The 25588-nt window shown below is 70.1% G+C and carries 1 protein-coding gene; it reads left to right on the top strand.

Features of this window, described 5'->3' with window-relative positions:
- Position 1 precedes the first annotated feature (1 nt).
- Positions 2-25585 carry an L-histidine N(alpha)-methyltransferase gene (locus PO883_RS10460; protein ID WP_289309703.1) on the top strand — a complete coding sequence of 8528 codons (25584 nt, stop codon included), beginning with the start codon at positions 2-4 and terminating at the stop codon, positions 25583-25585.
- Positions 25586-25588: the final 3 nt, after the last annotated feature.

Genomic DNA, 25588 nt, shown 5'->3' with positions numbered 1-25588 from the left:
CATGACATCGAAAAACGACATCGCCATCATCGCCGTTGCCTGCCGCCTGCCGGGTGCCGTCAATCCGGATGCGTACTGGCGCAACCTGTGCGATGGCGTCGAATCGGTGCGCCAGGTCGACCACGCCACCTTGCGCCAGTGGGGCGTGCCCGAAGCCGATCTGGCGCAGCCCGGCTTCGTCGGCGCCGGCGGCGTACTCGATGATGTCGACATGTTCGATCCCGGCTTCTTCAACATCATTCCGCGCCACGCCGACATGCTCGATCCCCAGCAACGCCTGCTGCTCGAATGCGGCTGGGAAGTGCTCGAAAGCGCCGGCTACGATCCCAAGGGCGTGCCCGGCGCCACCGGCGTCTATGTCGCGGTTGCGCGCAGCGGCTTTCGCCAGGCCGAACCGCGCACGCCGATCGAACGCATGGTGGCCTACACCTCGGAAGAGAAAGACTACGCCGCGTCGCGCCTGTCGTACAAACTCAATCTGACCGGGCCCAGCGTGACGGTGCAGACCGCCAGTTCCAGCTCGCTGGTGGCGGTGCACATGGCTTGCCAGAGCCTGCTGCATGGCGAGTGCGACCTGGCCATCGCCGGCGGCGCCTGCGTGGTGCTGCCGCAGGCCGGCTACGTGTACGACCCGGCCATGATGTTTTCGCCGGACGGCCACTGCCGCGCCTTCGATGCCGGGGCGCGTGGCACGGTGCAGGGCAGCGGTGCCGGCCTGGTCGCCCTCAAGTGCCTGGAAGACGCACTGGCCGACGGCGACCCGGTACTGGCCGTGATCAAGGGCTCGGCCGTCAATAATGACGGCGCCGACAAGGCCGACTTCATGGCGCCGAGCAGCCAGGGCCAGATGCGGGTGATCCGCGAAGCGCTGCTGCTGGCCGGGGTGACGCCGGATAGCATCGGCTACATCGAAGCGCACGGCACCGGCACCGCCCTGGGCGACCCGATCGAAGTGGACGGGCTGGCGCGCGGCTATGCCGGCGCGGCCCCCGGCTCGTGCGTGATCGGTTCGGTCAAGACCAATATCGGGCACCTGCATACAGCCGCCGGCATCGCCGGCTTGATCAAGGCAACGCTGATGCTGCGGCACCGCCAAATGCCGCCGACCCTGCATTATCGCCAACCCAACCCTGCAATCGATTTCAGCAGCACACCGTTCCGGGTCGGCACCACGCTCACCGACTGGGAGCAGGGCGCTTGGCCGCGCCGGGCCGCGGTCAGCGCGTTCGGCTTCGGAGGCACGAATGCCCACGTCATCCTGGAAGAAGCGCCGCCGCGCGCCCCGAGCCCGGCCAGCGCCGGCGCGCTGCCGCTGCGCCTGTCGGCGCGCAGCCAGGCCGCCGTGGAAGCCAGCGCCAGGCAGTTGGCGGCGTTTCTGCGCGCCCACCCGGACACGCCGCTGGTCGACGTGGCCCACACACTGGCGCATGGACGCAGCCGCTTCGCCGTCAACGCGACGGTGGTGGCCCACTCGCTCGACGAGGCGGTGCGCAAGCTCGACGCGCTCGACTTCACCGACACCGACCTGACGGCCGACGGCGGACAACGCATCGCCTTGCCGACCTATCCCTTCGAGCGCACCCGCTGCTGGCCCGAGGCCCCTGCCGGTTCGCTCGACGACTATGCGCGCCACGCCGTGCACAACGCGCTGCGCCAGGCTGGCCGGCTCGACGTTTCGCTATGGCGCCCGCTCGAACAACAGCGCCCGCTGTGCGACGCGCTGGTGCGCATGCTCGCGCGCGGCGCACCGCCATCGTGCGCGCCGCCGCCATCGGTCTGGGTGGCGCTGATCGATCTGTGCGCCGCGCGCCTGCTCGACGTCATCGAAGGGCGCGTCGCCGGACGCGATGTGCTGTTCCCGCATGGCTCCACCGCACTGGTCGACCCGATCTACCGCGATGCGCCCGAAACGAGCGCCATCAACGACGCCATCGCCGCACGGGTTGTCGCACTGGCAGCGGCACGCCCGGCGCCGATGCGCATCCTCGAAGTGGGCGCCGGCACCGGCGCCACCGCCGAGTGCGTGCTGGCGGCGCTGGCGGCGGCGGGACACAGCTGCGACTACTGCTTCACCGACGTGTCGGCGTCGCTGCTGGCCAAGAGCCGCGAGCGCCTCGCGGCGCGCTATCCGCAGGTGCGCTTCGTCTTGCTCGACCTGGACCAGCCGCCGCCACGCTGCGAGCCGGCCGACGTCGTGATCGGCGCGCATGTACTGCACGTGGTGCGCGACTTGCGGCGCGCCCTCGCGTGGCTCGACGCGGGCGTGCTGTTGATCGCCGAAACGACCCAGGTCAACGATTACCTGACCATCACCTTCGGCCTGCTCGATGGCTGGTGGTGCGCCGCCGACGGCCTGCGCCTGGCGGACAGTCCGCTGCTGTCGCCGGCCGGCTGGAATGCCGTGCTGGGCGAATGCGGCTACGCGCCGCGCCAGCTCGCCAACGGCCTGTTCGAAGCGGCCAGGCTGGGACAGGCCGCTGGCGTCGCCAACGCCGCCGGTACGCAGGATGATGTCGTGGCGCGCATTTGCGCCAGTACCGCCGCCGTGCTCGGCGTGGCATCGGTGTCGGCGCAGCGCACCTTTTCCGAGGCTGGGGTCGACTCGCTGGTCTCGTCCACCCTGGCCATCGAGCTGTCCGAAGCGCTCGGCGTGACCGTGCAGGCGACCGACTTCTACAACCATCCCACTGCGACGGCGCTGGCGCGGCACCTGAACCTGGCCGCCGCCGGCCCGGCGGCAGCGCCGGCGGCAGCGTCACTGCCCGGTGACAGTATCGCGGTGGTCGGCATGGCCGGGCGCTTTCCCGGCGCGCCCGATCTGGAGGCATTCTGGGCGCTGCTGGCCGAAGGGCGCGACAGCGTGCGCGAACTGGCGCCGGGGCGCTTCGGCGCGGCGCTGGAGCAGCGCGACTGCTTCGATTCGGAGTTTTTCAACTTCACCCCGCTCGAAGCGGCGCAGATGGACCCGCAGCAGCGCCTCTTTCTCGAAGCGGCCTGGCATGCGATCGAAGAGGCGGGCTACGATCCGGCCACGCTCAAGGGTAGCGCGACCGGGGTGTTCGCCGGCGTGCAGCCGAACCAGTACGGCGGCGACGATGCGACCAGCCTGTCGATGATCGGCAATTCGCTGGCGATCCTGCCGGCGCGCGTGTCCTACCATCTCGACCTGAAAGGCCCAACCCTGGCCGTCGACACGGCCTGTTCCTCGTCGCTGGTGGCGATTCACCTGGCTTGCCAGAGCATCCATGCCGGCGAATGCGAGATGGCGCTTGCCGGCGGCGTGTCGGTATCGCTGTTCGACGAGCGCAGCACGCGCTTTTTCGCCGATAGCGGCATGGCCTCGGCCAAGGGCAAATGCCGCACCTTCGACGGCGCCGCCGACGGCTTCGTGCCGGGCGAAGGGGTAGGGGTGCTGCTTCTCAAGCCGCTCGCGCGCGCCCTGGCCGACGGCGACAGCATCCATGCGGTCATTCGCGGAAGCGGTACCAACCAGGATGGCCGCTCGAACGGCATCACCGCGCCCAGCGGCCCGGCGCAGACCGCGCTCGAAGTGGGAGTGTACCGGCGCTGCGGGGTCGATCCGTCCTCGATCCAGTATGTCGAGGCGCATGGCACCGGCACCCGCCTGGGCGACCCGATCGAAGTGCAGGCGCTGAGCGCGGCGTTTCGCCAGTTCACCGACCGCAGCCGGTTTTGCGCGATCGGATCGGTCAAGACCAACATCGGCCACCTGCTCACTGGCGCCGGCGCGGCTGGCTTCATCAAGCTGCTGCTGGCCCTGCGCCACCGCAGCATTCCGCCGTCGCTGCACTTCGACGCGCCCAACCCGCTGATCGATTTCGAGCACAGTCCATTTTTCGTCAACAGCAAGCTGCTGCCGTGGCTTGGCGCGCCGCGCCGCGCCGCCCTGAGCGCTTTTGGCTTTAGCGGCACGAATGCGCATTTCGTCATCGAGGAAGGCCCCGTTGCGCCGCCGGTGCCGCCGGGCGGGGAACAGTGGCAGCTCATCGCGCTGTCGGCGTTGAGCGCAGCGGCGCTGCAACGCAAAATCGCCCAGATGCAGACCTGGCAAAGCGATGCCGAGCTGGCCGATATCGCCTTCACGCTGGCAGTCGGACGCACCCATTTCGAACACCGGGCCGCGTTCGTGGCGCGCGACCGCGCCGATCTGGCCGCGCAACTTGGCGGCGCTGCCATGCAGGCGGACGCGCCGTCCGAGCTGGTCGCACTGGCCCGCCGCTACGTCGCCGGCGAGCACATCGCCTGGTCGGCGCTGAATGCGCAGCAGGCGCGGCGCCGTGTGGCGCTGCCGCTGTACCCGTTCGCGCGCGAGCGCCACTGGCGCGCCGCTCCGCCAGCCGGCGCCGCGCAAGGCCAGACCCACGCGCACGACTGGACCGGCGACGAATGGTTCTTCGCCCAGCATGTCATCGACGGCGAACGCGTGCTCCCGGCGGTCATGTACCTCGAACTGGCGCGCCAGGCCAGCGGCGCCGACGCCTTGCACGACGTCAGCTGGCAGCGCGCCCTGGTGGCCGGCGCCGCACCGCTGCGGGTCGAGGTCGACATCGCGGGCGAGCGCTTCGTGATGCGCAGCGGGGCCCAGGTGCTGTGCGAAGGCGGCTTCGGCGCGGCCCCGGCCACGCCCGCCCGGGTCGATCTGGATGCCATTGCCCGGCGCTGCACCGGCCGCATCGACGCCGACGCGTTTTACGGCGCCCTCGCGGCGGCCGGCTTTGCGTATGGCGACGCGTTCCGTGGCCTGGCCAGCGCCGTCAGCAACGAGTGCGAAGTATTGGCCGAAATCGCCCCGCGCAGCGGCGAACTGGCCCCCACATCGCTGGAGGCGGGCTTGCAGGCGCTGGCGGCCATCGGTGGCGCGGTCGGCACCGACCTGCCGCTGCCGTTCGCCTTGGCCAAGATCAGCTGGCATGGCGCGGGCGCGCCGCGCTGGGTCCATGCCGAACTGACGGCGCCCGACACCTATAGCCTGAATTTGCTGGACCAGCATGGTGACGTGCTGCTGGCGGTGCGCCAGTATTGTGTGCGCGTGACCGAAACCGTGCTGGCGGCGCCATGCTGGCAGGCGGGCGAGGCGCCGGCCGCCGCGCCGGTGCGCGCATCGCTGTACATCTTGTGCGACGCGCACGCGCAGTCGCCGGCCGACGCGCCGGTCGTGCGCCAAGCGGCGCAGTGGCGCGACACCTTTCAATACAGCTGGGAGTTTCCATTCGATGACGATGCCAGCTTTGAACGCTTGCTGGGCGAATTCGACCTGCGCCATCTGACGCTTGAGCGGGTGGTGATCGTGCCCGGTGGTGACGGCTTGCGCAATTTGCAGGCGCTGCTCGGCGCGGCCAGGAGCCTGATGCGTGCGGGCCGCAGTGCGGAGCTGGTGGTCGAGGCGAGCGAGGACGTGCCTGCGCAAACCGCCCTGGCTGCGGCGGTGCGCACGATCGCGCTCGAAAGCGCGCGCCTGCGGCCCGTGTTCCGCCTGGGCGGGCGCGAGCTGGCGTTGCAACTGCCGCCCGTGGACAGTGCTCCGAAGGCGGCGGTGCTGCGCCACGGCGGGGTGTATCTGATCAGTGGTGGCGCCGGCGCGGTCGGCATGCATCTGGCGCGGTCGCTGGTGCGCGAGCACCAGGCCAAGGTCGTGCTGATTGGCCGCAGCGCCCGCGAGGCCGGCGACTACACCTATATCCAGGCCGACGTGACCGATGCCGCCCAGGTGCGCGCGGCCATCGCCCAGGTGATCCAGCAGTTCGGCCGCATCGACGGCATCATCCACGCGGCCGGGGTGATTCGCGACGCGCTGCTGGTCAACCACGACCCTGCGGCTTGCGCACTGGTGTGGCAAACCAAGGTGGCCGGCGCCATCAACCTGGACGAAGCGACCAGCCACCTGCCGCTCGACTGGTTCCTGTGCGGTTCCTCGATCGCCTCCTTGTACGGCCACGCAGGGCAGGCCGCCTACGCTGCGGCGAACGGCTTCCTGGACGCCTTCGCCCAGGCCCGTGAAGCGCTGCGCGCCGCCGGCCGGCGCCAGGGACGCAGTGTCTCGGTGGCGTGGCCGATCTGGCAGCAGGGCGGCATGGCCGGCGCGCTGGCGGCCGATCCGCTGCACGTGGCCATGGCGCCGGCGCGGGCCGTTGCCGCCACCTGGCGCGCACTGGCCGCCGGACCGGTCAACGTCGCCATTCTGCATCGGCGCCGCGCGCCAGCCATGCCGGCCACTCCGGCAGCCGTGGCGCCGGCGGCGCTGCTCGACTGGTTGCGCGCGCTGTTCGCCACCGAACTGCAACTGCCCGCCGAGCGGGTCCAGCCTGATACGCCGTTCGAACGCTTCGGGCTCGATTCGGTGCTGGTGGTGCAGATCAACCGCGCGCTGGAGCGCCGCTTCGGTACGCTGCCGAAAACGCTGCTGTTCGAATACCGCAACCTGCGCGAAGTGGCTGGCTACCTGGCCCCGAAAGCGGCGCCCGTCGGCGACCACACCGAACCCGCCACGGCGCCCCCGACATCGTCGGCGGTGGCCGTCATCGGCATCGCAGGCCGCTTCCCTGGCGCCGACGACCTGGCCGCGCTGTGGCGCAACCTGAGCGAGGGGCGCGATTGCATCGTCGAGATTCCGGCCGAGCGCTGGCCGCTGGCCGGTTTTTACGATGAGCGCAAACAGCCCGGCTACAGCTACGCCAAATGGGGCGGCTTCCTGTCCGATATCGACTGCTTTGACCCCTTGTTTTTCCAAATCGCTCCGGTCGACGCCGAGGCCATGGACCCGCAGGAACGGCTGTTCCTCGAAAGCGCCTGGCATGCGCTGGAAAACGCCGGCTACACGCCGGCCCGGCTGGGAGCGCGCACCGCCGTCTTCGCCGGTGTGATGTACGGAGAATACCAGCTGCTGGCAGCCACCGCCCGCGCCGAGGGCCGCTTCCTGCCCGCTTACTCGCCTTACTGGTCGATTCCGAACCGCGTGTCATACACGATGAACCTGCGCGGCCCGAGCATGGCGGTCGACACGGCCTGCTCGTCTTCCCTGAGCGCCATTCACCTTGCCTGCGAGAGCCTGCGGCGGGGCGAATGCGAGGCTGCGCTGGCCGGGGCGGTCAACCTGAACCTGCATCCGCAAAAATATCTTGGCCTGAGCCACGGCCAGTTTGCCTCGACGGACGGGCGCTGCCGCAGCTTCGGCGCCGGCGGCGACGGCTACGTGCCGGGCGAGGGTGTGGGCGTGGTGGTCCTGAAAATGCTCGACAAGGCGATCGCCGATGGCGACCATATTCACGGCGTGATCCGAGCCTGCGCCGTCAATCATGGCGCCCGCACCAACGGCTACACGGTGCCCAGTCCCGCGCTACAGGGCGAATTGATCGCCAGCGCGATGCGTAGCGCCGGCGTGGCGCCGGACAGCATCGGCTACATCGAAGCGCACGGCACCGGCACCGCGCTGGGCGACCCGATCGAGTTGGCTGGCCTGGCCAGCGCGTTCGCGGGCACGCGCCGCCAACGCCTGCTCGGCTCCATCAAATCGAATATCGGCCATCTGGAAGCCGCATCCGGCATCGCGTCCCTCGCAAAGGTCTTACTACAAATGAAACATGGAAAAATCGCACCGACCCTGCATGCGGCCGAACCGAATCCGGCGCTCGACCTTGATGGCGCCGGCATGCGCCTGGCGCAAACGCTGACCGACTGGGATGACGCCCCGCGCCGCGCCGGCATCAGTTCCTTCGGCGCTGGCGGCGCCAACGCCCACCTGATCGTCGAAGAGCATGTGGCCGTGCCGCGCGCCGCCACGGCCGTCGAGCCACACCTGTTCGTGCTGTCGGCGCGCACCGAGGAACGGCTGCGCGTCTACAGCGGTGTGCTGGCCGACGCTGTGCGCCAGTCCGACGCCGCGCCGGCCGATGTGGCCTTTACCCTGGCCGCCGGGCGCGAGCCGCTGCCGTGGCGCCTGGCGCTGAGCGCGTCCACCCTGGCCGAGCTGGTCGAACGGCTCGATCGCGGTGACTACACCGTGGCCAAGGCACCCTGGGAAGCGCTCGACCGGGCGCAGGCAGCCAGCGGCGGCACCCTGGACGAACTGGCCGCCGAATGGCTGGCCGGCGCAACGCTGCCGCAACCGCGCCAGGGCCGCGTGACACCGCTGCCGGGCTACCCCTTCGAGCGCAAGCGCATCTGGGCCGAGCCGCTGCCCGTATCGACGGCGCCGGCGCGCGAGGCGACCCAATGCAATATCGGCGCGGCCGACATGTTGATACGCGAGCACCGGCCGCAGGGCAGGGGCGTGCTGCCGGCGTCAGCGTACCTGCAACTGGTGCTGGCGGCGCAGGGCTGCACGCGCGGCACCTTCCGCGATCTGGTCTGGCTGCAGCCTTTGGTGGTCGACGGCGCGGCGCGTGAACTGCACATCAGCTTTGCCGATGCCGCCTTCAAGGTCCGCTGCGACGACGTGCTCTATTGCAGCGGTTCGTTCGAGCCGGCGCCAGGCGTGCAGGGTGCCGGCGTTCCTGCGGCCAGCGCCGCGCTCGTGCAGGAACGCCTTAGCCACCAGCAGATCTATGCCCGCTTCGACGCGCTCGGCATGCATTACGGGCCCTCATTCCGTCTGTTGCAGGCGCTCCAGGTTGGCGCCGACCAGGTATGGGCGACGCTGAGCGCCGGCGGCGCGCTGGCCCAGGTGCTCGATGCGGCATGGCAGGCGGCGCTGCCGCTGGCCGACAGCGTCGCGGCGGCGCCGTTCGCGGCCGACCGGATCGACGTGTGCGGGGCCACCGGGCAGGCCGCCACGGTCCATGTGCGCAAGAGCGATTTTGGCTTCGACGTGACGGTCATGGACGCCGGCGGCGCCACGCTGGCGCGGGTGGAGGCATTGGCGGTGCGCCCGCTGCCGGCCGCGCAGCCTATCGATACGCTGCAGCCGGTGTGGCGCCCGGAGACGGCGCCGGCCAGGAGCGCACGCGCCGGCACGGTGGGGATCGTCCACTCCGAGCATGCGCGCGAACTGGCGCAAGCGCTGGCGCGGCGCTTGCCCGGTGCGCGGGTGTTGTCCTGTGCCGAGGCGGCGCATGCCCCGCTCGACAACCTGGCAGGGTTATTCTTCCTCGGTTCCGTGCAGCCCGAGGGCGTTTCGCTCGAGCGCGCGGAACGCGATGGCGTGTACACGCTGCTGCAACTGGCGCGGCGCTGGCGCGGGCCGCTGCTGGTTGTCACCAACGGCGTGTTCGCGGTGCAGGGCGGGGATCGTCCGCAGCCGTGGTCGGCCGCCACCAGCGGCCTGGCCAGGACCATCGGCAATGAGATGGGCGTGGCGGTGGGCGTGCTGGACCTGCCGCTGGCGTTCGAGCCGGAAGCTGCGGCGGCGGCCATTGCCGCCGAGCCGGAAGGCGAGGGCCTGGAAGTGGCCTGGCGCGCCGGACGGCGCTACCGCCGCCATCTGCGCGCCGTGCGGCTCGACGCGCCAGCCTCCCTGCCGCTGCGCGAGAACGGCGTGTACGTGATCGCCGGCGGCGCCGGCGGCCTGGGAATGACCACCGCGCGCTGGCTGGCCGCCAGCGGGCGCGCCCGCATCGCCCTGCTGGGGCGCAGCGCGGCGCAGGAGCGCCAGGTCGAGGAGCTGCGTGCGCTGGGGGCCGAGGTGATGTACTGTAGCGCCGCGCTGGAGCGGCGCGACCAGGTGCGCGCCGCGTTCGAGCAGGTACGCAAGGCCTGGGGCCCGATCAATGGCGTCATCCATTCGGCGCTTGTGCTGGCCGATACCAGCATTGCCCAGATGAGCGAGGCGCGCTTTGCCACGGCGCTGCAACCGAAGTCGCTGGGGGCTATCCATCTGGCCGACGCGGTGGGCACCGACACGCTAGACTTTTTCCTGTTCTATTCCTCGGCAAACTCGTTTTCCGCTAATGCCGGGCAATCGAACTACGTGGCCGGCTGCACCTTCAAGGATGCCTATGCCGAGTGGCTGCGCTGCGAGCGTGGCTGGAACGCGCGCGTCATCAATTGGGGTTACTGGGGCGAGACCGGCAGCGTGGCGAACCAGGTGGTGCGCGAGCGCCTGGAGCGGGTCGGCATCCTGTCCATCACGCCGGCCGAAGGCATGGACGCGCTGCGCCGCACCCTCGGCTCGCCGCTGGCACAAGTAGTCGCCATCAAGGCCACCCCGCAGGCGCTACTGCGCCTGCACATGCTTCCCGACGTGACGGCAAGCATCACACCCCTGGGCGCCGTGGCACTAATCCCCGCCGATGCGTTGGCGCCGGATGCGGCCGCGCGCCGCCTGGTGACCGGCTTCGCGCAGCTTGAACATTATGCGCACGCCGCCCTGAAGACGCTGACCCTGCCGGTCCAGGTGGTGGCGCGCCACCAGCGGCTGGCGGCGGCACTGAGCATGTGGCAGGGCCAGAGCGCCATGCCCGCGCGGCAGCGCGCCGATCTGGAACGGGAATACCCGGAACTGACACCCTACGTGCGCCTGCTCGACGTGTCCCTTGCCAGCTACGGCGAGGTGCTGGCTGGACGCAAGGATGCGATGGAAGTCCTGTTCCCCGGCGGTACGCTCGATCTGGTCGAGCCGATCTACCAGGGCAATGCGCTGACCGGCTACTACAACGGCGTGCTGGCCGGTGCGGCCGCCGATCTGGTGCGCCGCGCCACAGGGCCGGTGCGCATCATCGAAATCGGTGGCGGCACCGGCGGCACCACCGAGGCGGTCTTGCGGGCGTTGGCGGCAACCGGCAAACCGGTCGACTATCTGTTTACCGACGTGTCGCCGGTATTCCTGCGGCGCGGCCAGCAGCGCTGGCAGGAAACGTACCCGTTCGTGCGTTTCCGCCTGCTCGATATCGATACGCTGGACCCGTCGATCGTGGAGGCGGACGGCGGCGCCGACATCGTCATCGCCGCCAACGTGCTGCATGCAACCGGCGATTTGCGCACCGCGCTCACCAACGCCAAACGCCTGCAGTCGCGCGGCGGCGTGCTGCTGCTGAACGAAATCAGCAGCTTGCAGATGTTCGCTACGCTCACCTTCGGCATGACGCCGGGCTGGTGGCTGTTCAAGGATGCCGGCGAACGGCTGGACCACGGCCCGGCCGCCGCTCCATCGAGCTGGCTGCGTTTGCTGGACGAATGCGGCTACCGTCAGGGCGCCGTGCTGTGCACCGAAACGGCGATCCAGGCCGTCATTGCCGCCGTCAGCGACGGGCAGATCGAAGGAGGCGGCCCGGCCACGCCCGCCATGCCCGCGCGGGTGGCGCCGGCAAGCGCCCGGACCAGCGCCGCCGTGGCGCCATCCGGCGCCGTCGACTGGCTCAAGTCGGTGTTCGCCGAGGTGCTCAAGCTGAGCGTGGCCGATATCGAGGCGGGCGAACCGTTCGACCGCTATGGTCTCGATTCGCTCGCCGCGCTCGAAATCATCGAACGTATCGAGGAGCGTACCGGCCGCCTGTCGAAAACGCTGCTCTTCGAATTTAACACCATCGCCCGGCTGGAACAGCACCTCGGCGCCAGGCTGGCGCAGGGCGATAGCACCACGCCGAACGCGCAAGCCAGCGCCGCCGAAGGCGCCGCGACCAGCGCGGCCGACACCGACGCGATCGCCATTGTCGGCCTGGCCGGACGTTATCCGGGCGCCCCCACGATCGAGGCGTTTGCCGGCTTGCTGGCCGAAGGGCGCAGTGCGATCGGCTCCCTTCCAGCCGGCCGTTGGGACAGCGCTGCCCATTACGACCAGCGCCCCGGCACGCCCGGGCGCAGCTACAGCCGCAGCGGCGGCTACCTCGACGATATTCGCGGTTTCGACGCCGCGCTGTTCCATCTCAGTCCACGCGAAGCGCGCCTGATCGATCCGCAGGAACGCCTGTTCCTCGAAACCGTCTGGCACTGCCTCGAAGACGCCGGCCAGTCGGCCGACACGCTCAACGCGCGTGGACCGGTGGGCGTGTTCGCCGGCGTGATGTACGCGGCCTACCAGTGGAATGCCACCGAGGCGTGGGCGCGCGGCGCCAGCGCCGCCACGGCCGGCTCGGCCCACTGGTCGGTGGCCAACCGCTCGTCTTTCTATTTCGGTTTCACCGGCCCGAGCCTGGCCATCGACAGTGCCTGCTCGTCGTCCCTATCCGCGATCCACCTGGCCTGCCAGGCGATTCGCAATGGCGATTGCAGCGCCGCCATCGCCGGTGGAGTGAACCTGATCACCCACCCGCTGCACGATATCCAGTTGAGCGAAATGCAGATGCTCTCGCCCACCGGGTCCTCGGCGCCGTTCGGCCAGGATGCCGATGGCTTCGTGGCTGGCGAAGGCGTGGGCGCGGTGCTGCTGCGCCGCCTGGACGACGCCCTGCGCGACGGCGACCGGATTCATGGCGTCATTCGCGCCAGTGCGCTCAACGCCAGCGGGCGTACCGCCGGCTACACCGTTCCTGATCCGGCCGCGCAGGGCGCCGTGGTGGCGCAGGCCATGCAGCGCGCCGGCGTGAGCGGGGCCGATATCAGCTACGTCGAGGCGCACGGCACCGGCACCCGTCTGGGCGACCCGATCGAAATCGGCGGCCTGCAAAAAGCCTTTGGCGGCGCCGCCCCCGGTGCCTGCGCAATCGGCTCGGTGAAGTTCAATATCGGCCACTGCGAGTCGGCGGCCGGCATCGCGGCGCTGACCAAGGTCCTGCTGCAGATGCGTCATCGCACCATTTACGCCGGCGCCGCCGCGCGTGCGCTCAATCCGCACATCGACTTCGCCAATTCGGCCTTCAGCGTCGCGCGCGACGCCACGCCGTGGCGCGCCGCGCACCCGATTGCCGGTATCAGCTCGTTCGGCGCGGGCGGTGCGAATGCCCACATGGTGGTCGAGGCGGCGCCGCAGCGCACTGCCTCTGCCGCCGCCGACGCCGGACCCCAGCTGATCGTGGTGTCGGCCAAGACGCCGGAAACGCTGCGCCGCGTGCTGGAGCGGCTCCATACCGTCCTGGCCGACGCGCCGGTGCTAGCCGACCTGGCCTACACGCTGCAAACCGGCCGCGCCGCGCTCGAATACCGCTGGGCCACGGTGGTGTCGACGCTGGCGCAACTGGGCAGCCAGATCGCGCACGGCGACGCCGTCAGCCAGGGCCGGGCGCGCCGCGAAGGCACCGTCGCCAACACCAGCGACCTGCATGCGCTTGCCGGCGAGTGGTGCGCGGGAGCCCAGGTCGACTGGGAGCGCCTGCATCCGCAGCCGCGCCGCCGCCTCGCATTGCCGCTCTATCCGTTCGACCGCAAGCCGTACTGGCTGGACGACGGCGCGCCCGTGCCGGCCGCGAATGCGGCGGCAAGCTACTACGACCAGACCGTGGTGGCGCCCGACCTGCGCTTCAAGGAGCAATATCTGTCGCTCGCGCCCTTCGACAGCGTGGTGCCGGGCTTTTCCTGGACCGAGGCGTTTTTCGCGCCGGAGCGCAACCAGGCCGGCTACGACCGCATGCTCGAAGCGCAGCGCGAACTGCGCCGCCGGCTGTTTCGCTCGGTCGATTTCGCCAGCCTGCGCCGGGTGCTCGACATCGGCTGCGGGGTCGGTACTGACTTGATCATGCTGGCGCTGCGCTATCCGCATCTGGAACTGGTCGGGTTCACCGTCTCGTCCGAGCAGGCCCGGGTTGGCGTCGCGCGCGCCCTCGATGCCGGCGTTGGCGCGCGGGTCACCATTCTGCATCGCGACAGTAGTTGCGACGCCTTCCCCGGTGTGTTCGACCTGGCGTTCGGTGTCGAAGTGGCGCACCACATCGACAACAAGGATGGCTTGCTGAGCAACCTGACGGCGCACCTGTCGCCATCAGGACGCATCGTGCTGGCCGACTGCGTTTCGGCGTCGAGTGCCGTGAACTCGCGCCAGACCGGGTCTTACACGCTCGACGCCGAACGCTATGCGCAGCTGTTCGCGCGCCATCGGATCGGCATCGACAGCTGCATGGACCTGTCCGCGCAGGTGGGTAACTTCCTGGTCGACCCGCGCCTGCACGCGACGCTGCGGCAGGCCGATTCGGCCCTGGTGGCCGAGGTCCATGGGGCGTGGGATAACTTCGGCGAAGCGCTGCGCACCGGTTTGATGCGCTACGTGCTGGTCGAGGCACGGCTGGCGGCGGACGGATCGGGGCTGGCCGGCGCCAACCTGGCCGCGCTCGGGGCGGCGCCGCCACGGGCTGTGGCAGCGGCACCAGCGGTTGAAACGGTCGAAGCGAGCGTGCGCCGTCACGCCGCCGCCACGCTCGGCGCGCTGGCGGGCGAACTCGATATCGATGCCAGCTTTTCCGAACTGGGAGTCGATTCGCTCAGCGGCCTGCGCCTGCTCGATGCGCTCAACCAGCAGTACGCGATGAGCATGGCGGCCGACGTCATTTACGATCACAGTACCATCCGCGACCTGGCGCGCCATATCGCGGCGCGCGCGCCGGCGCCCGCGCCTGTCGCCAGCGCCGTGCCGGCAGCGGTGAACGCGCCGGCCACGCGCCAGGTGGCCGTGGTCGGCATGTCGGTACGCTTCGCCGGCGCCGCCAACGCCGACGCCCTGTGGGACCTGCTGCGCGCGGGCGCCGACGCCATCGGCGAAGTCCCGGTCGCGCGCTGGGATAGTGCCGCCCTGTGGTCGAGCGACCCTGAACGCTCCGACCGCACCTACGGCAAGTGGGGCGGCTTCCTGGACCAGCACGACTGCTTCGATCCGCTGTTCTTTCGGATTTCGCCGCGCGAGGCCGAGTTGATGGACCCGCAGCACCGCATCTTCCTGGAGCAGTGCTGGAAGGCCATCGAGGATGCAGGCTTTGCTCCATCGGCCGTGCAAGGGCGGCGCTGCGGCGTCTACGCGGGAGTGCTCGGCAACGAGTACGACGGCTTGATCAGCGCCAGCGGCGCCGCCGCCGACGTCTACCAGATGCTGGGCAACGCGCCATCGATCCTGGCCGCACGCATCGCCTATATTCTCGACCTGCGCGGGCCGGCCCTGAGCATCGACACCGCCTGTTCGTCGTCGCTGGTGGCGATCGACCTGGCCTGCAAGGCGATTGCGCAGGGCGATATCGACATGGCGCTGGCCGGCGGGGTCACGCTGCACCTGACGGAAAAACCGTATCTGCTGATGTCGCGCGCTGGCATGCTCTCGCCGCGCGGCGTGTGCAGCGCCTTCGATGCCGACGCCGACGGCATCGTGCCCGGCGAAGGTGCCGGGGTAGTGCTGCTCAAGGCGCTGGACCAGGCACTGGCCGACGGCGACCATATTTATGGCGTCATCGCGGCCTCCGGCACCAACCAGGATGGACGCACCAACGGCATCACGGCGCCCAGCGCCGCGTCGCAGGCCGAACTGCTCGCCGAAGTGCTTGGCAATGGCCAGATCGATCCGGCCAGCATCGACGTCATCGAGGGCCATGGCACCGGTACGTCCCTGGGCGACCCGATCGAGGCGGCCTCCCTGACCCAGGTGTTTGGCGGCCTGCCGGCGGACAGCTGCGCGCTGGCGTCGGTCAAGTCGTCGATCGGCCATACTGCCGCTGCCGCCGGCGTGGCCGGGCTGGCAAAACTGCTGTTATGCCTGGAGCATGGCGAAATTCCGCCTTCCGCCCACTTTGCCCGGATTAATCCGCGCATCCGCCTCGATGGCACGCCGTTCTATATTCCGACGAGCGTGCGCGCCTGGCCGGGCCAGCCGCAGCGGCGCCGTCGCGCTGTCCTGAGCGCGTTCGGCTTCAGCGGCACCAATGCCCATCTGGTGCTGGAGGAAACGCCGCCGGTCGCACGGCCGGCGCAGGCCACTCGCCCGTGGCTGGTCTGCCTGTCGGCACGCACCGCCGAAGCACTTGCCGCCATGCGCGTCAATCTGGCGGCGGCCCTGCGCCGTCGTCCGGACCTGCGCCTGGGCGATGTCAGCTTTACGCTGGCCACCGGACGGCGTCAGTTCGAGCACCGGGCCGCCTTCGTCGCCGACAACCTGGCCGGTGCCGTCGACCACCTGCTCGCCGTGCAGGCCGATGGCGCCGGGGCGGGAGCGCTGGAACAGCAGCGCCGCCAATATCTCGACGGCGGGGAACTCGACATCGCGGCGCTGTTCGCCGGTGAACCGGTGCGGCGCGTGCCGCTGCCGACGTATCCGTTTGCGCGCGAGCGCTATTGGTGCACGCCTGCACCGGTGGTGGCCGCGCCGCTGCTGTTCGTGCCGCATCTGGAGCATCGCGCGCAGCAGGACGGGGTCAGTGCGCCGGCTTTGGCGCGGGTGGTCTTCGGCGACGATGCGCGCGCGGCGGTGCGGGTGGTGCCCGGCTGGAGCTACTGCTGGAAGGATGACGCGACGCTGTCGATCCGGCCGCTGGAGCAGGGCGACTACGGGCGCCTGCTGGACGACCTTGAGGCGCGCGCCATTGGACCATGTGAATTCTGCTGGCACTGGTCGGACGGCGAGGCCCCGCGCGATGACGCCGAACTGGCCCAGCGCGGTCCGGTGGCGCTGCTGCTGCTGGCGCAAGCGCTGGCCCGGGGGACGGCAAAAACGCTGGCGCCGGTCAGCGTCCGGGTAAGCGCCGGCGAGCCGGCGTTTGCCGCGCTCGACGCGCTCGGCGCATCGTTGCGCCAGGCCGACCCGCGCCTGGCGTTGACCGTCGCCCTGCACGATGAGCAGGGAAGGGCAGTGGAGCGCCAGGTGCGCGAGGTCAGCGCGGGATCCGCCGATATCGCTTTCCCCCATAACGGAGTGCTGGTCATCAGCGGCGGCATGGGCGGCGTGGGCATGGCACTGGCGCGCCATTTTGCGCGGCGCCACGGTGCCCGCCTGGCCCTGCTGGGACGGCGTCCCGCCGATCCGGCGCTGCTGCGCGAGCTGACCGGGCTTGGCGCCGAGGTGGAGTACCACCAGGTCGATGTGAGCAACGAGGCCGCGCTTGGCGCCGTGCTGGAGCAGGTGCGTGCGCGCTTCGGCCGCATTGACGGCATCTTGCATGCGGCCGGCACCATGGGTAGCGGGACGCTGGCCGGGCGCAGCGCTACCGCCATGCGCGAGGTATTGGCCGCCAAGGTGGACGGGACCATGCTGCTGGACCGGCTTTCCCGGGCGGACCGCCCCGCGCTGTTCGTGCTGTTTTCGTCGCTGGCCTCGACCGTCGGCGATTTCGGCCAGGGCGATTATGCCTACGCCAATCGCTTCCAGAGCGACTACGCGGCGCGCAGCGATGGCCGCATCGTCGCCATCGAGTGGCCCTTGCTCGCCTGTGGCGGGATCGCTTTTCCCGCGCAGGGCCTGGCCCTGTTCGAGCAGGCCAGCGGCGTGCGCGCCCTGAGCGCCGAGGCCATGCTGCAAGCCATGGGCAGCGCGCTGTCGCTGGGCGTGCCGGTGGTGCTGGTGGCCAGCGGCGCGCCCGAACGCCTGCGCGCGCACCTGCTGGCGCCGGCCCCGGCGGCGGCACCGTCCGCGCCGCGCGCAGCCGCCGCTCCGTCTGCGGCGCCGCTGGCCGAGGTAATACGCGATGAAATGGCAGCCTTGCTGCGCATGGACCCGGCCCAGATCCGGTCCTCGCTCAGCTTCCACGAGTACGGCTTCGACTCGATCTCGCTCAAGGAACTGGCCGCGCGCCTGACCGAACGCCTGGGAACCGTGGTGACACCGGCGATCTTCTTTTCGCAAAATACCCCAGCTGCGTTGGCCGAACACCTCGCGCCGCTGGCCGCAACGCCGGCAGCGGTAGCGCCGGTCGTCCCCGACGCGCGTACCGATGACGCCATCGCCATCATCGGCATGCACGCGCAGTTGCCGGGAGCCCCCGACATTGCCACATTCTGGCGTCATCTCGACGCCGGGACTGACCTGGTACGCGCCATTCCGGCCGAGCGGGCCGCACTCGGCGGCCATCTGCCCGACGCCGGGTTCATCGATGGGGTCGACCGTTTCGACGCGGCCTTCTTCCAGATCGCCCCGAGCGAAGCAGCGCTGATGGATCCCCAGCAGCGCCTGTTCCTCCAAAGCGCATGGAACGCGCTGGAGGATGCCGCCATCGCGCCGCTGTCGTGCGGCGGCACCCGCACCGGCGTGTTCGTCGGCGTGCAGGCCAACGACTATGCCGCGCTGATCGATGCCAGCGAGCCCCAGGCTGCCACCGGCACCGCGCACGCGATGATTGCCAACCGCCTGTCTTACCTGCTCGACCTGAGGGGACCGAGCGAAGCGCTCGATACCGCCTGTTCGAGCGCGCTGGTGGCCTTGCACCGGGCCGTGCAAAGCCTGCGCAGCGGCGAATGCGAGCTGGCCATCGCCGGCGGCGTCAACCTGCTGCTGGCGCCAGCCACCGGCGCGGCCGTGGCGGCCATGGGCGTGCTCGCCGCCGACAGCCGCTGCAAGGTATTCGCGCAGGGCGCCGATGGCTATGTGCGCGGCGAAGGCGTGGGCACGGTCGTGCTCAAGCCGCTCGCGCGCGCCCTGGCCGATGGCGATCCGGTCCGCGCCATCGTGCTTGGCACCGGGGTGGCGCACGGCGGCCGTTCGAGTTCCCTGACTGCTCCGAGTTCCCAGTCCCAGGCCTCACTGCTGGCCGATGTGTGGGAGCGCGCCGGCGTGCTGCCGGAGGTATTGACCTATATCGAAGCGCACGGCACCGGCACCGAACTGGGTGACCCGGTCGAAGCCGAGGGCATGGCCGCCGCCTTCCGCGAGCTTGCGCGGCGCCAGGGGCGCACGCTCCCGGCCCAGCCGTTTTGCGGCATCGGCTCGCTCAAGTCGAACATCGGCCACCTGGAGCCGGCCAGCGGCATCGCCAGCGTGATCAAGGTGGTGCTGTCGATGGAACACGGCATCCTTCCCAAAAGCCTGCATTGCGAAACGCTCAATCCGCACTTGCGCCTGGACGGCGGCGTGCTGGAAGTGGTGCGCGAGCGGCGTCTGTGGGAGCCTGGCGCGGACGGCGCGCCGCTGACGGCCGGGGTGAGCAGTTTCGGCTTTGGCGGCGTCAACGCGCATGTGCTGTTGCGTGCCGCGCCGCCGGCTGCGGCGCCGGCGCCCTCCAGCGGGGTGGCGCAGCTGTTCCCGGTGTCGGCGCGCAGCGCCGCCGCCCTTGGCCGCAGCGTCGCCGCCTTGTTTGACGTGGAGGCACCGCTGGCATGGATCGCCGCGACCCTGCAGGGTGGCCGTGATTGTTTCGAGCACCGGCTGGTGGCCATCGCCGCCACGATCGAGGAGCTGCACCAGGGCTTGCGCGACTGGCGCAGCGGAACCTTCAACGATCGCCTCTACACGGGCGTGGCGCCGGTGCGCGCGCTGCGCGAATTGTCGGCCTGCGAGCGCGTGCCCGTCAGCGGCGACCTGCGCAAGCTGGCGCAACGCTGGGTCGCCGGCGAACCGATTGCATTTAGTACCACTGGAGTCCGCATGCATTTACCTACCTATCCGTTCGCCACCGATTCGCACTGGCACGGCCAGCCGGCGCCGCGCGCCACGCTGGCGTTGTCGGTACACGACTGGCACCTGCGCGACCATCTGCTGGGTGGCAAGCCGACCCTGTCGGCAGCGGCGCAGCTGGCCATCGTGCATGCCAGCGCGCCGGGACGGCGCATTGCGTCGGTGGAGTGGCGCCGCACGCTCCAGGTGGACGATCACGCCACCGTCGAAGTGCGCCGCAGCGGCGAGGGCTTTGAGCTGGTGAGCGATGCTGGCATTCACGCGACCGGCAGCTTTGCGCAGCCATGCGCCGCGCCGCCACGGCGGGTGCCCGGCGCGCCCGCCCAGCGCATGGATGCCCACGATTTTTACCAGCACTGCGCGGCCGCCGGCATCGCGTACGGCAGCAGCTACCGCGTGCTGCGGACAATTGCCTTCGACCAGGCAGAGGCCATCGGAACGCTGGAACCATCGGTGCCGAGCGAATGGGCCGCACATCCGGCGCTGCTGGACGCGGCGTTTCAAACCGCGGCGCTGCTGATCGATGGCCAGGGCGCGGTACTGGTGCCGTTTGCGCTGGCTTCCCTGGATATTTTCGCCGACCTTGGCGCGGCCACGCACACGCATGTCCGGCGCAGCGGGGCCGGGTTCGACCTGGCGCTGCTGGATGCGCACGGCGAGGTGCTGGCCGAGATGCGCGGCTTCGAGCCACGCGCCGTGGCGCCTGCGGTGGCGGCGCCACTCCAGTATTTCGAGCCGGTCTGGGAAGACGCGCCGGCGCCTTCCGCCGCCGCGCCATCCGGACGCACGCTGATCGTGCGCCAGATGGCAGACGCGGGCCTGGGAGCACAAATTCGCAGCGCGCTGCCGGGCGAGTGCGTCGAGGCGGTCATGGGACGCAGTTTCCGCGCCATCGGCAGCGGCGTCCATGAGATTGCCAGTGCCGCCGACTGCGCCGCCCTGGGCGCGTTCGATACGCTGTATTACCTGTGCGCGTTCGGCACGGCGGATGCGGACCTGGGCGTCATCGACGGCGCGATCGAGTCGGAACTGATGCCATTTTTCGCGCTTGCGCGCAGCGCCATTGCCACGCGCGCGGTGCGGGTGATCGCGCCGGCGGGCGGCAGCTGCGTGCTCGGTGCATTCGCGCCGCTGTGCCGCTCGCTGGCCGTGGAGATTCCCGGCATGGCGTTTTGCACCATTGAGGTCGAGGCGGCCGGGGCGCCCGACGCCGGCGCGCGCATCGTCGGCGAAAGCAGGGCCGATGTGCACCATGTGGTGCACGGGCGCGACGGCACGCGCCGCGTCGCCGCGCTGCGCGCAAGCGCGCTGGCGCCGGTGCAACCGGTGCCGCTGCGTAAAGGTGGGGTGTACCTGATCGTTGGCGGCGCCGGCGGGCTGGGTGCCACGTTTGCGCGCCACCTTGCGCAGCATTGGCAGGCCCGGCTCATTCTCACTGGCCGCCGCGAAACCGATGCCGCGATCGATGCGCTGCTCGCGGAACTCGCCGGCGCCGGCGGCCAGGCCATCTACCGCGCGGTCGATGCGGCCAATGGCGCCGCCATGCACGCCCTGGTGGAGGAAGTCGAGGGCCTGTGGGCTGGCATTAACGGTGTCATTCATTCGGCCATCGTGCTGGCCAATGCGCCGATCCAGACCATGAGCGACGGCGCGATTGCCATGGCCCTGCGGCCCAAGGCGCAAGGCACCGGCGCGGTGCTGGCGGCGGTGGCCGACCAGCCGCTCGATTTCGTCGCCGTCTTTTCGTCGGCGATTTCGTTCAGCGGTGGCGCCGGCCAGGGCAATTACGCGGCGGCTTGCGGCATCCAGGATGCACTGGCCGCGCGCTGGCGTACCGCCTTCGCCTGTCCGGTGGTGACGATGCATTGGGGTTACTGGGGTGACGTCGGCATCGTGGCGTCGGCGCAGGCGCGCCGCCAGGCGCTGCGGCGCGGGGCCGATTCGATTGGCGCGGATGAAGGGGTCGCCGCGTTTCTGCGCATTCTCGCGGCCGGCGTCAGTGCGGCCGTGCCGATCAAGCTGTCGGCGCCGCCCGACGGCACCACAGCGGCACTGCCGGCCGCGCCGCTGCGCGCCGCCGGCGACCAGCGCTTGCCATTCCTGCGCCGCGTCGTGGCCGAGGTATTGCGCCTCGATCCCGCGCAGGTGCAGCCGGAGCAGGCCCACGAAACGCTGGGCATCGATTCGGTGGTGATGATGCAGATCACGGCGCGCCTGGAGCAGGAACTCGGGCCCTTGTCCAAGACGCTGTTCTTCGAAACGCGCAACCTGGCGCAATTGGCGCTCAAATTGCCGGCACCGGCCGCCGCACCGGTGCCGCCGCCGGAGCAGGCGGGCGCGCGCGCCATACCGGCCGACGACGCCATCGCCATCATCGGCATGAGCGGGCGCTTCCCTGGCGCGCCCGACGCGGATGCTCTTTGGGAGACGCTCAGCAAGGGCGTCGACAGCATCACCGAGGTCAATCGCTGGGAACACGACGCCTATTTCGACACCAGCGCGGCGCGCGACAAGACCTACAGCCGCTGGGGCGGTTTTATCGACGGCGTGGATGATTTCGATGCGCAGTTCTTCGGCATTTCGGCCCGCGAAGCGAACGCGATGGACCCGCAGGAGCGCCTGTTCCTGGAAACCGTCTGGGCCACGTTCGAGGATGCGGGCCACACGCGCGCCGCGCTGGCCGGCCAACAGGTCGGGGTGTTTGCCGGTGTCATGCACGGAAACTATCAGCTGTTCAGCGCCGGCCAGTGGGACGGGGGCCAGCCCGCCGGCGCCAACTCGCCGTATTGGTCGATCGCCAACCGGGTGTCCTTCCAGATGGATTTTCACGGCCCGAGCATGGCGGTGGACACGGCCTGCTCCTCGGCCCTGTCGGCCGTGCACCTGGCCTGCGAAAGCATCCGCCGTGGCGAGTGCAGCATGGCCGTGGCGGGGGCGGTGAGCCTGTTGCTGCACCCGCGTCAATACGTTGTGCTCAGTCAGATGAAGATGCTCTCGCGCGGAGCGCATTGCAGCCCTTTCGGCAGCGGCGCCGATGGCCTGGTGGTGGGCGAGGGCGTCGGCGCGGTGCTGCTGCGCCCCATGGCCGATGCGCTGCGCGATGGCGACCGTATCCTCGGCGTGATCCGCTCCAGCGCGATGAATTCGGGTGGGCGCACCAGCGGCTTTACGGTGCCCAATCCGCAAGCCCAGGCCGACCTGATCGCCACCGCCATCGCCCGCGCAGGCGTCGCGGCGGAGAGCATCACTTACCTTGAGGCGCACGGTACCGGCACCGCACTGGGCGACCCGGTCGAGCTGTCGGGACTGACCCAGGCGTTTCGCCGCTTCACCGGCCAAAGCGGATTTTGCGCGCTTGGATCGGTCAAGTCGAACGTCGGCCATCTGGAAGCGGCGGCGGGCATGGTGGCGCTGCACAAGGTGCTGCTGCAACTGCGCGAGCGGACCATTGCCCCGAGCCTGCACTGCACGCCGCACAATCCCGCCCTGGCGCTGGAGCAGTCGCCGTTCCATCTCGCTAACCGCGCGCAGCCGTGGACCAGTAATGGGGCACCGCGCCGCGCGGGCATCAGTTCGTTCGGCGCGGGCGGCACCAATGTCCACCTGATCGTCGAAGAACACGTGGACACGCGCGCCGCCCCGCATGCCGGAATGCTCGACATCGTGCCGCTGTCGGCCCGCACGACCGAGCGTTTGCAGGCGCTGTGCGCCGAACTGGCGCTGTTCATCGAGCGCCATCCGGCCATCGAACTGGGCGACCTGGCGCATACCCTGCAGACCGGTCGTGAGCCGATGGCCGTACGCACAGCTTTTGCAGCGGCCAGCAGCGCCGCATTGCTGGCGCAGTTGCGCGGCGGCGCCATCGAGCCGGCCGACGCACTCGCCGCGCAGCTGGTGCAGGCCTGGCGCGACGGTGAGCGGGTCGACTGGAGCGCCTGGCGCGTCGCGCGCGGTGGGCGCCGCGTCGCCTTGCCGACCTATCCGTTCGAGCGCATCCGCCACTGGATCGCCGAGCCGGCGCGCGCGCACGCGGCGCCAGGAACTTCCCATACCCGTCATTTCAGCGGCGACGAATGGTTCTTCGCCGGGCACCAGGTCGACGGCCGGCGCGTCATGCCCGCCAGCGCGCAGCTGGCCGAAGTGCTGGCGCTCGCGCCCGGCGCGTTGGCCAACATCGTCTGGCTCGCGCCCGTAGTCGCAGCGGAGCAGGGCGTCACGATCGAGATCAGTTTCGACGCGGACGGCGCGTTCCAGGTGCGGGCCGACGGCAACGTATGCAGCCGTGGCAGAACGGGCGGCGCAGTCCTGGCCCCGCGCACGCTGCCGATTGATCAGATTCGCGCACGCTGCCAGCCGCGCATGACGCACGAGGGCATCTATACGGCCTCGCGCAGCGCCGGGATTTTCTACGGCGGGCGCCTGCGCAAGCTGCAATCGCTGTCGGTGGGGCCGAACGAGGTGCTCGCCGAACTGCGCCCCGGCGGTGACTTTATCAGCACGGTCGATGGCGCCATGCAGGCCCTGATGGGCTTCCTGATCGACGCACCGGACGCCCAGGCCAAGCTGCCCTACGCGGTTGGCACGCTGTCGGGCACGACCGAGTTGGCCGGCGCCGCCTGGATTCACCTCGACGGCGCCAACATCGCCATCGCCGACAGCGCCGGCCGTGTGTTGCTGGCCCTGGACGGCGTGGAACTGAGGGCGATGCGCCAACCCGCGCGCGCCGCCGTGGCCGAGCCGGACGACGAGCAGGCGTTTCAGTCACTGGAGCGCTACGCGGCGGTGCGGGTGCGCCAGGTACTCGAATCGATGGGCTGGCGCACCGATGGCGTCGTCGCCGCGCCGGACCTGCCGGACCTGCCGGGCGTGGTGGCGCGCTATCGGCCGCTGCTGGCAGCGCTGGAAGCCATGGCGCTGCGTACCGGCGACGCCATCGCCGACGAGCCGGTCCACCCTGCGCTGGCGGCCCACCGCACCCTGCTGGCGCGCTGCCTGGACGCCTATCCGGCGATCCTGCGCGGGGCCGCCGCGCCGACCGAGGCATTCTTCCCGCAAGGGAGTACCGATCTGATGGAACGGGTCTACCGCGGTTCGCCCAAGGCCGACGAGTTCCATGCGGCGCTGGCGGGGGCCGCCTGCCAGCATGTGCAGGCCGCACACGTCGGCGCACGCCCCGTGCGCGTACTGGAAATTGGCGCCGGCACCGGCGGCGCCAGCGCCGAGCTGCTCAAGCGCCTGGCCGCGCTGGGGCTGGGCGTGGAGTACGTCTACACCGATATCTCGCCAGCCTTCCTGGCACATGGCGAGCGCGTATTCGGCGCAAGCTATCCCTTTGTCCGTTTCGCGCTGCTCGATATCGAACGCGAACCGCAGACCCAGGGTTTCGAGCTGGCTTCGTTCGACATCGTCCTGGCTGCCAATTGCCTTCACGCGTGCAAGCAGATCGCGCGCACCGTGCGCAATGCGGCAGCGCTGCTTGCCCCGAACGGGCTGTTGCTGGTCAATGAAATGAGCGCGGTGAGCGATTTCGCCACCGTCACGTTCGGCCTGCTCGACGGCTGGTGGCTGGCCGAAGACCCGCACGCACGCCTGCCCGATACGCCGTTGCTGTCGCAGCAGCAGTGGTTGCATGTGTTCGAGGGCGCGGGGCTCGATGCACGCCTGGTGTACGGCGGCGGCGCACAGAGCGTGCTGGCGGCCGGGAAGCGCGCGGTGCAAGCTGCGGCACCGGTAGCGCAGCCGCCCGCGTCGGCAGCGGCGGCCCTGTCGCTCGACGCAGTCACCGAGGTGGTGGCCGAAGCTGTGGCCGGGGTTTTCGAAATGTCGGTCGAGCAGGTACGTAACGGCGGCGTGATGTCGTTCTCCGATTTCGGCGCCGATTCGATCCTCAGCGCCGAGCTGGTACAGCGCATCAACGACAGGTTGTCGCTGGCACTCCAGACGACGGTGATTTTCAACTATCCCACACTGTCGCAACTGGCCAGGCATGTGCATGAATTGATGCCGGCCACCGCGCCGGCGCCCGTTGAAACGCCCCGTTTGACGCCGGTCCATGCGGTGTCGGTTGCGCCGGCGGCCGCCGACAGCGACGACGCATTGCGCAAGGTACTCGAACAGCTCGAGTCAGGCGCGGTTGACTATGAGGCCGCGCTGGCGGCCGTGGACCACCATCCGATCTGGAATTGAGGC

The sequence above is a fragment of the Massilia sp. DJPM01 genome, assembly GCF_030348125.1.
Classification (GTDB): domain Bacteria; phylum Pseudomonadota; class Gammaproteobacteria; order Burkholderiales; family Burkholderiaceae_D; genus Telluria_A; species Telluria_A frigida.
Note: the sequence above shows the minus strand (reverse complement) of the source record. Positions and strands in the feature narration are given on the sequence as shown.

What these genes read in the sequence shown, in the direction of transcription:
- PO883_RS10460 (WP_289309703.1), top strand. Translation starts at nt 2, where the DNA reads ATGACATCGAAAAACGACATCGCCATCATCGCCGTTGCCTGCCGCCTG.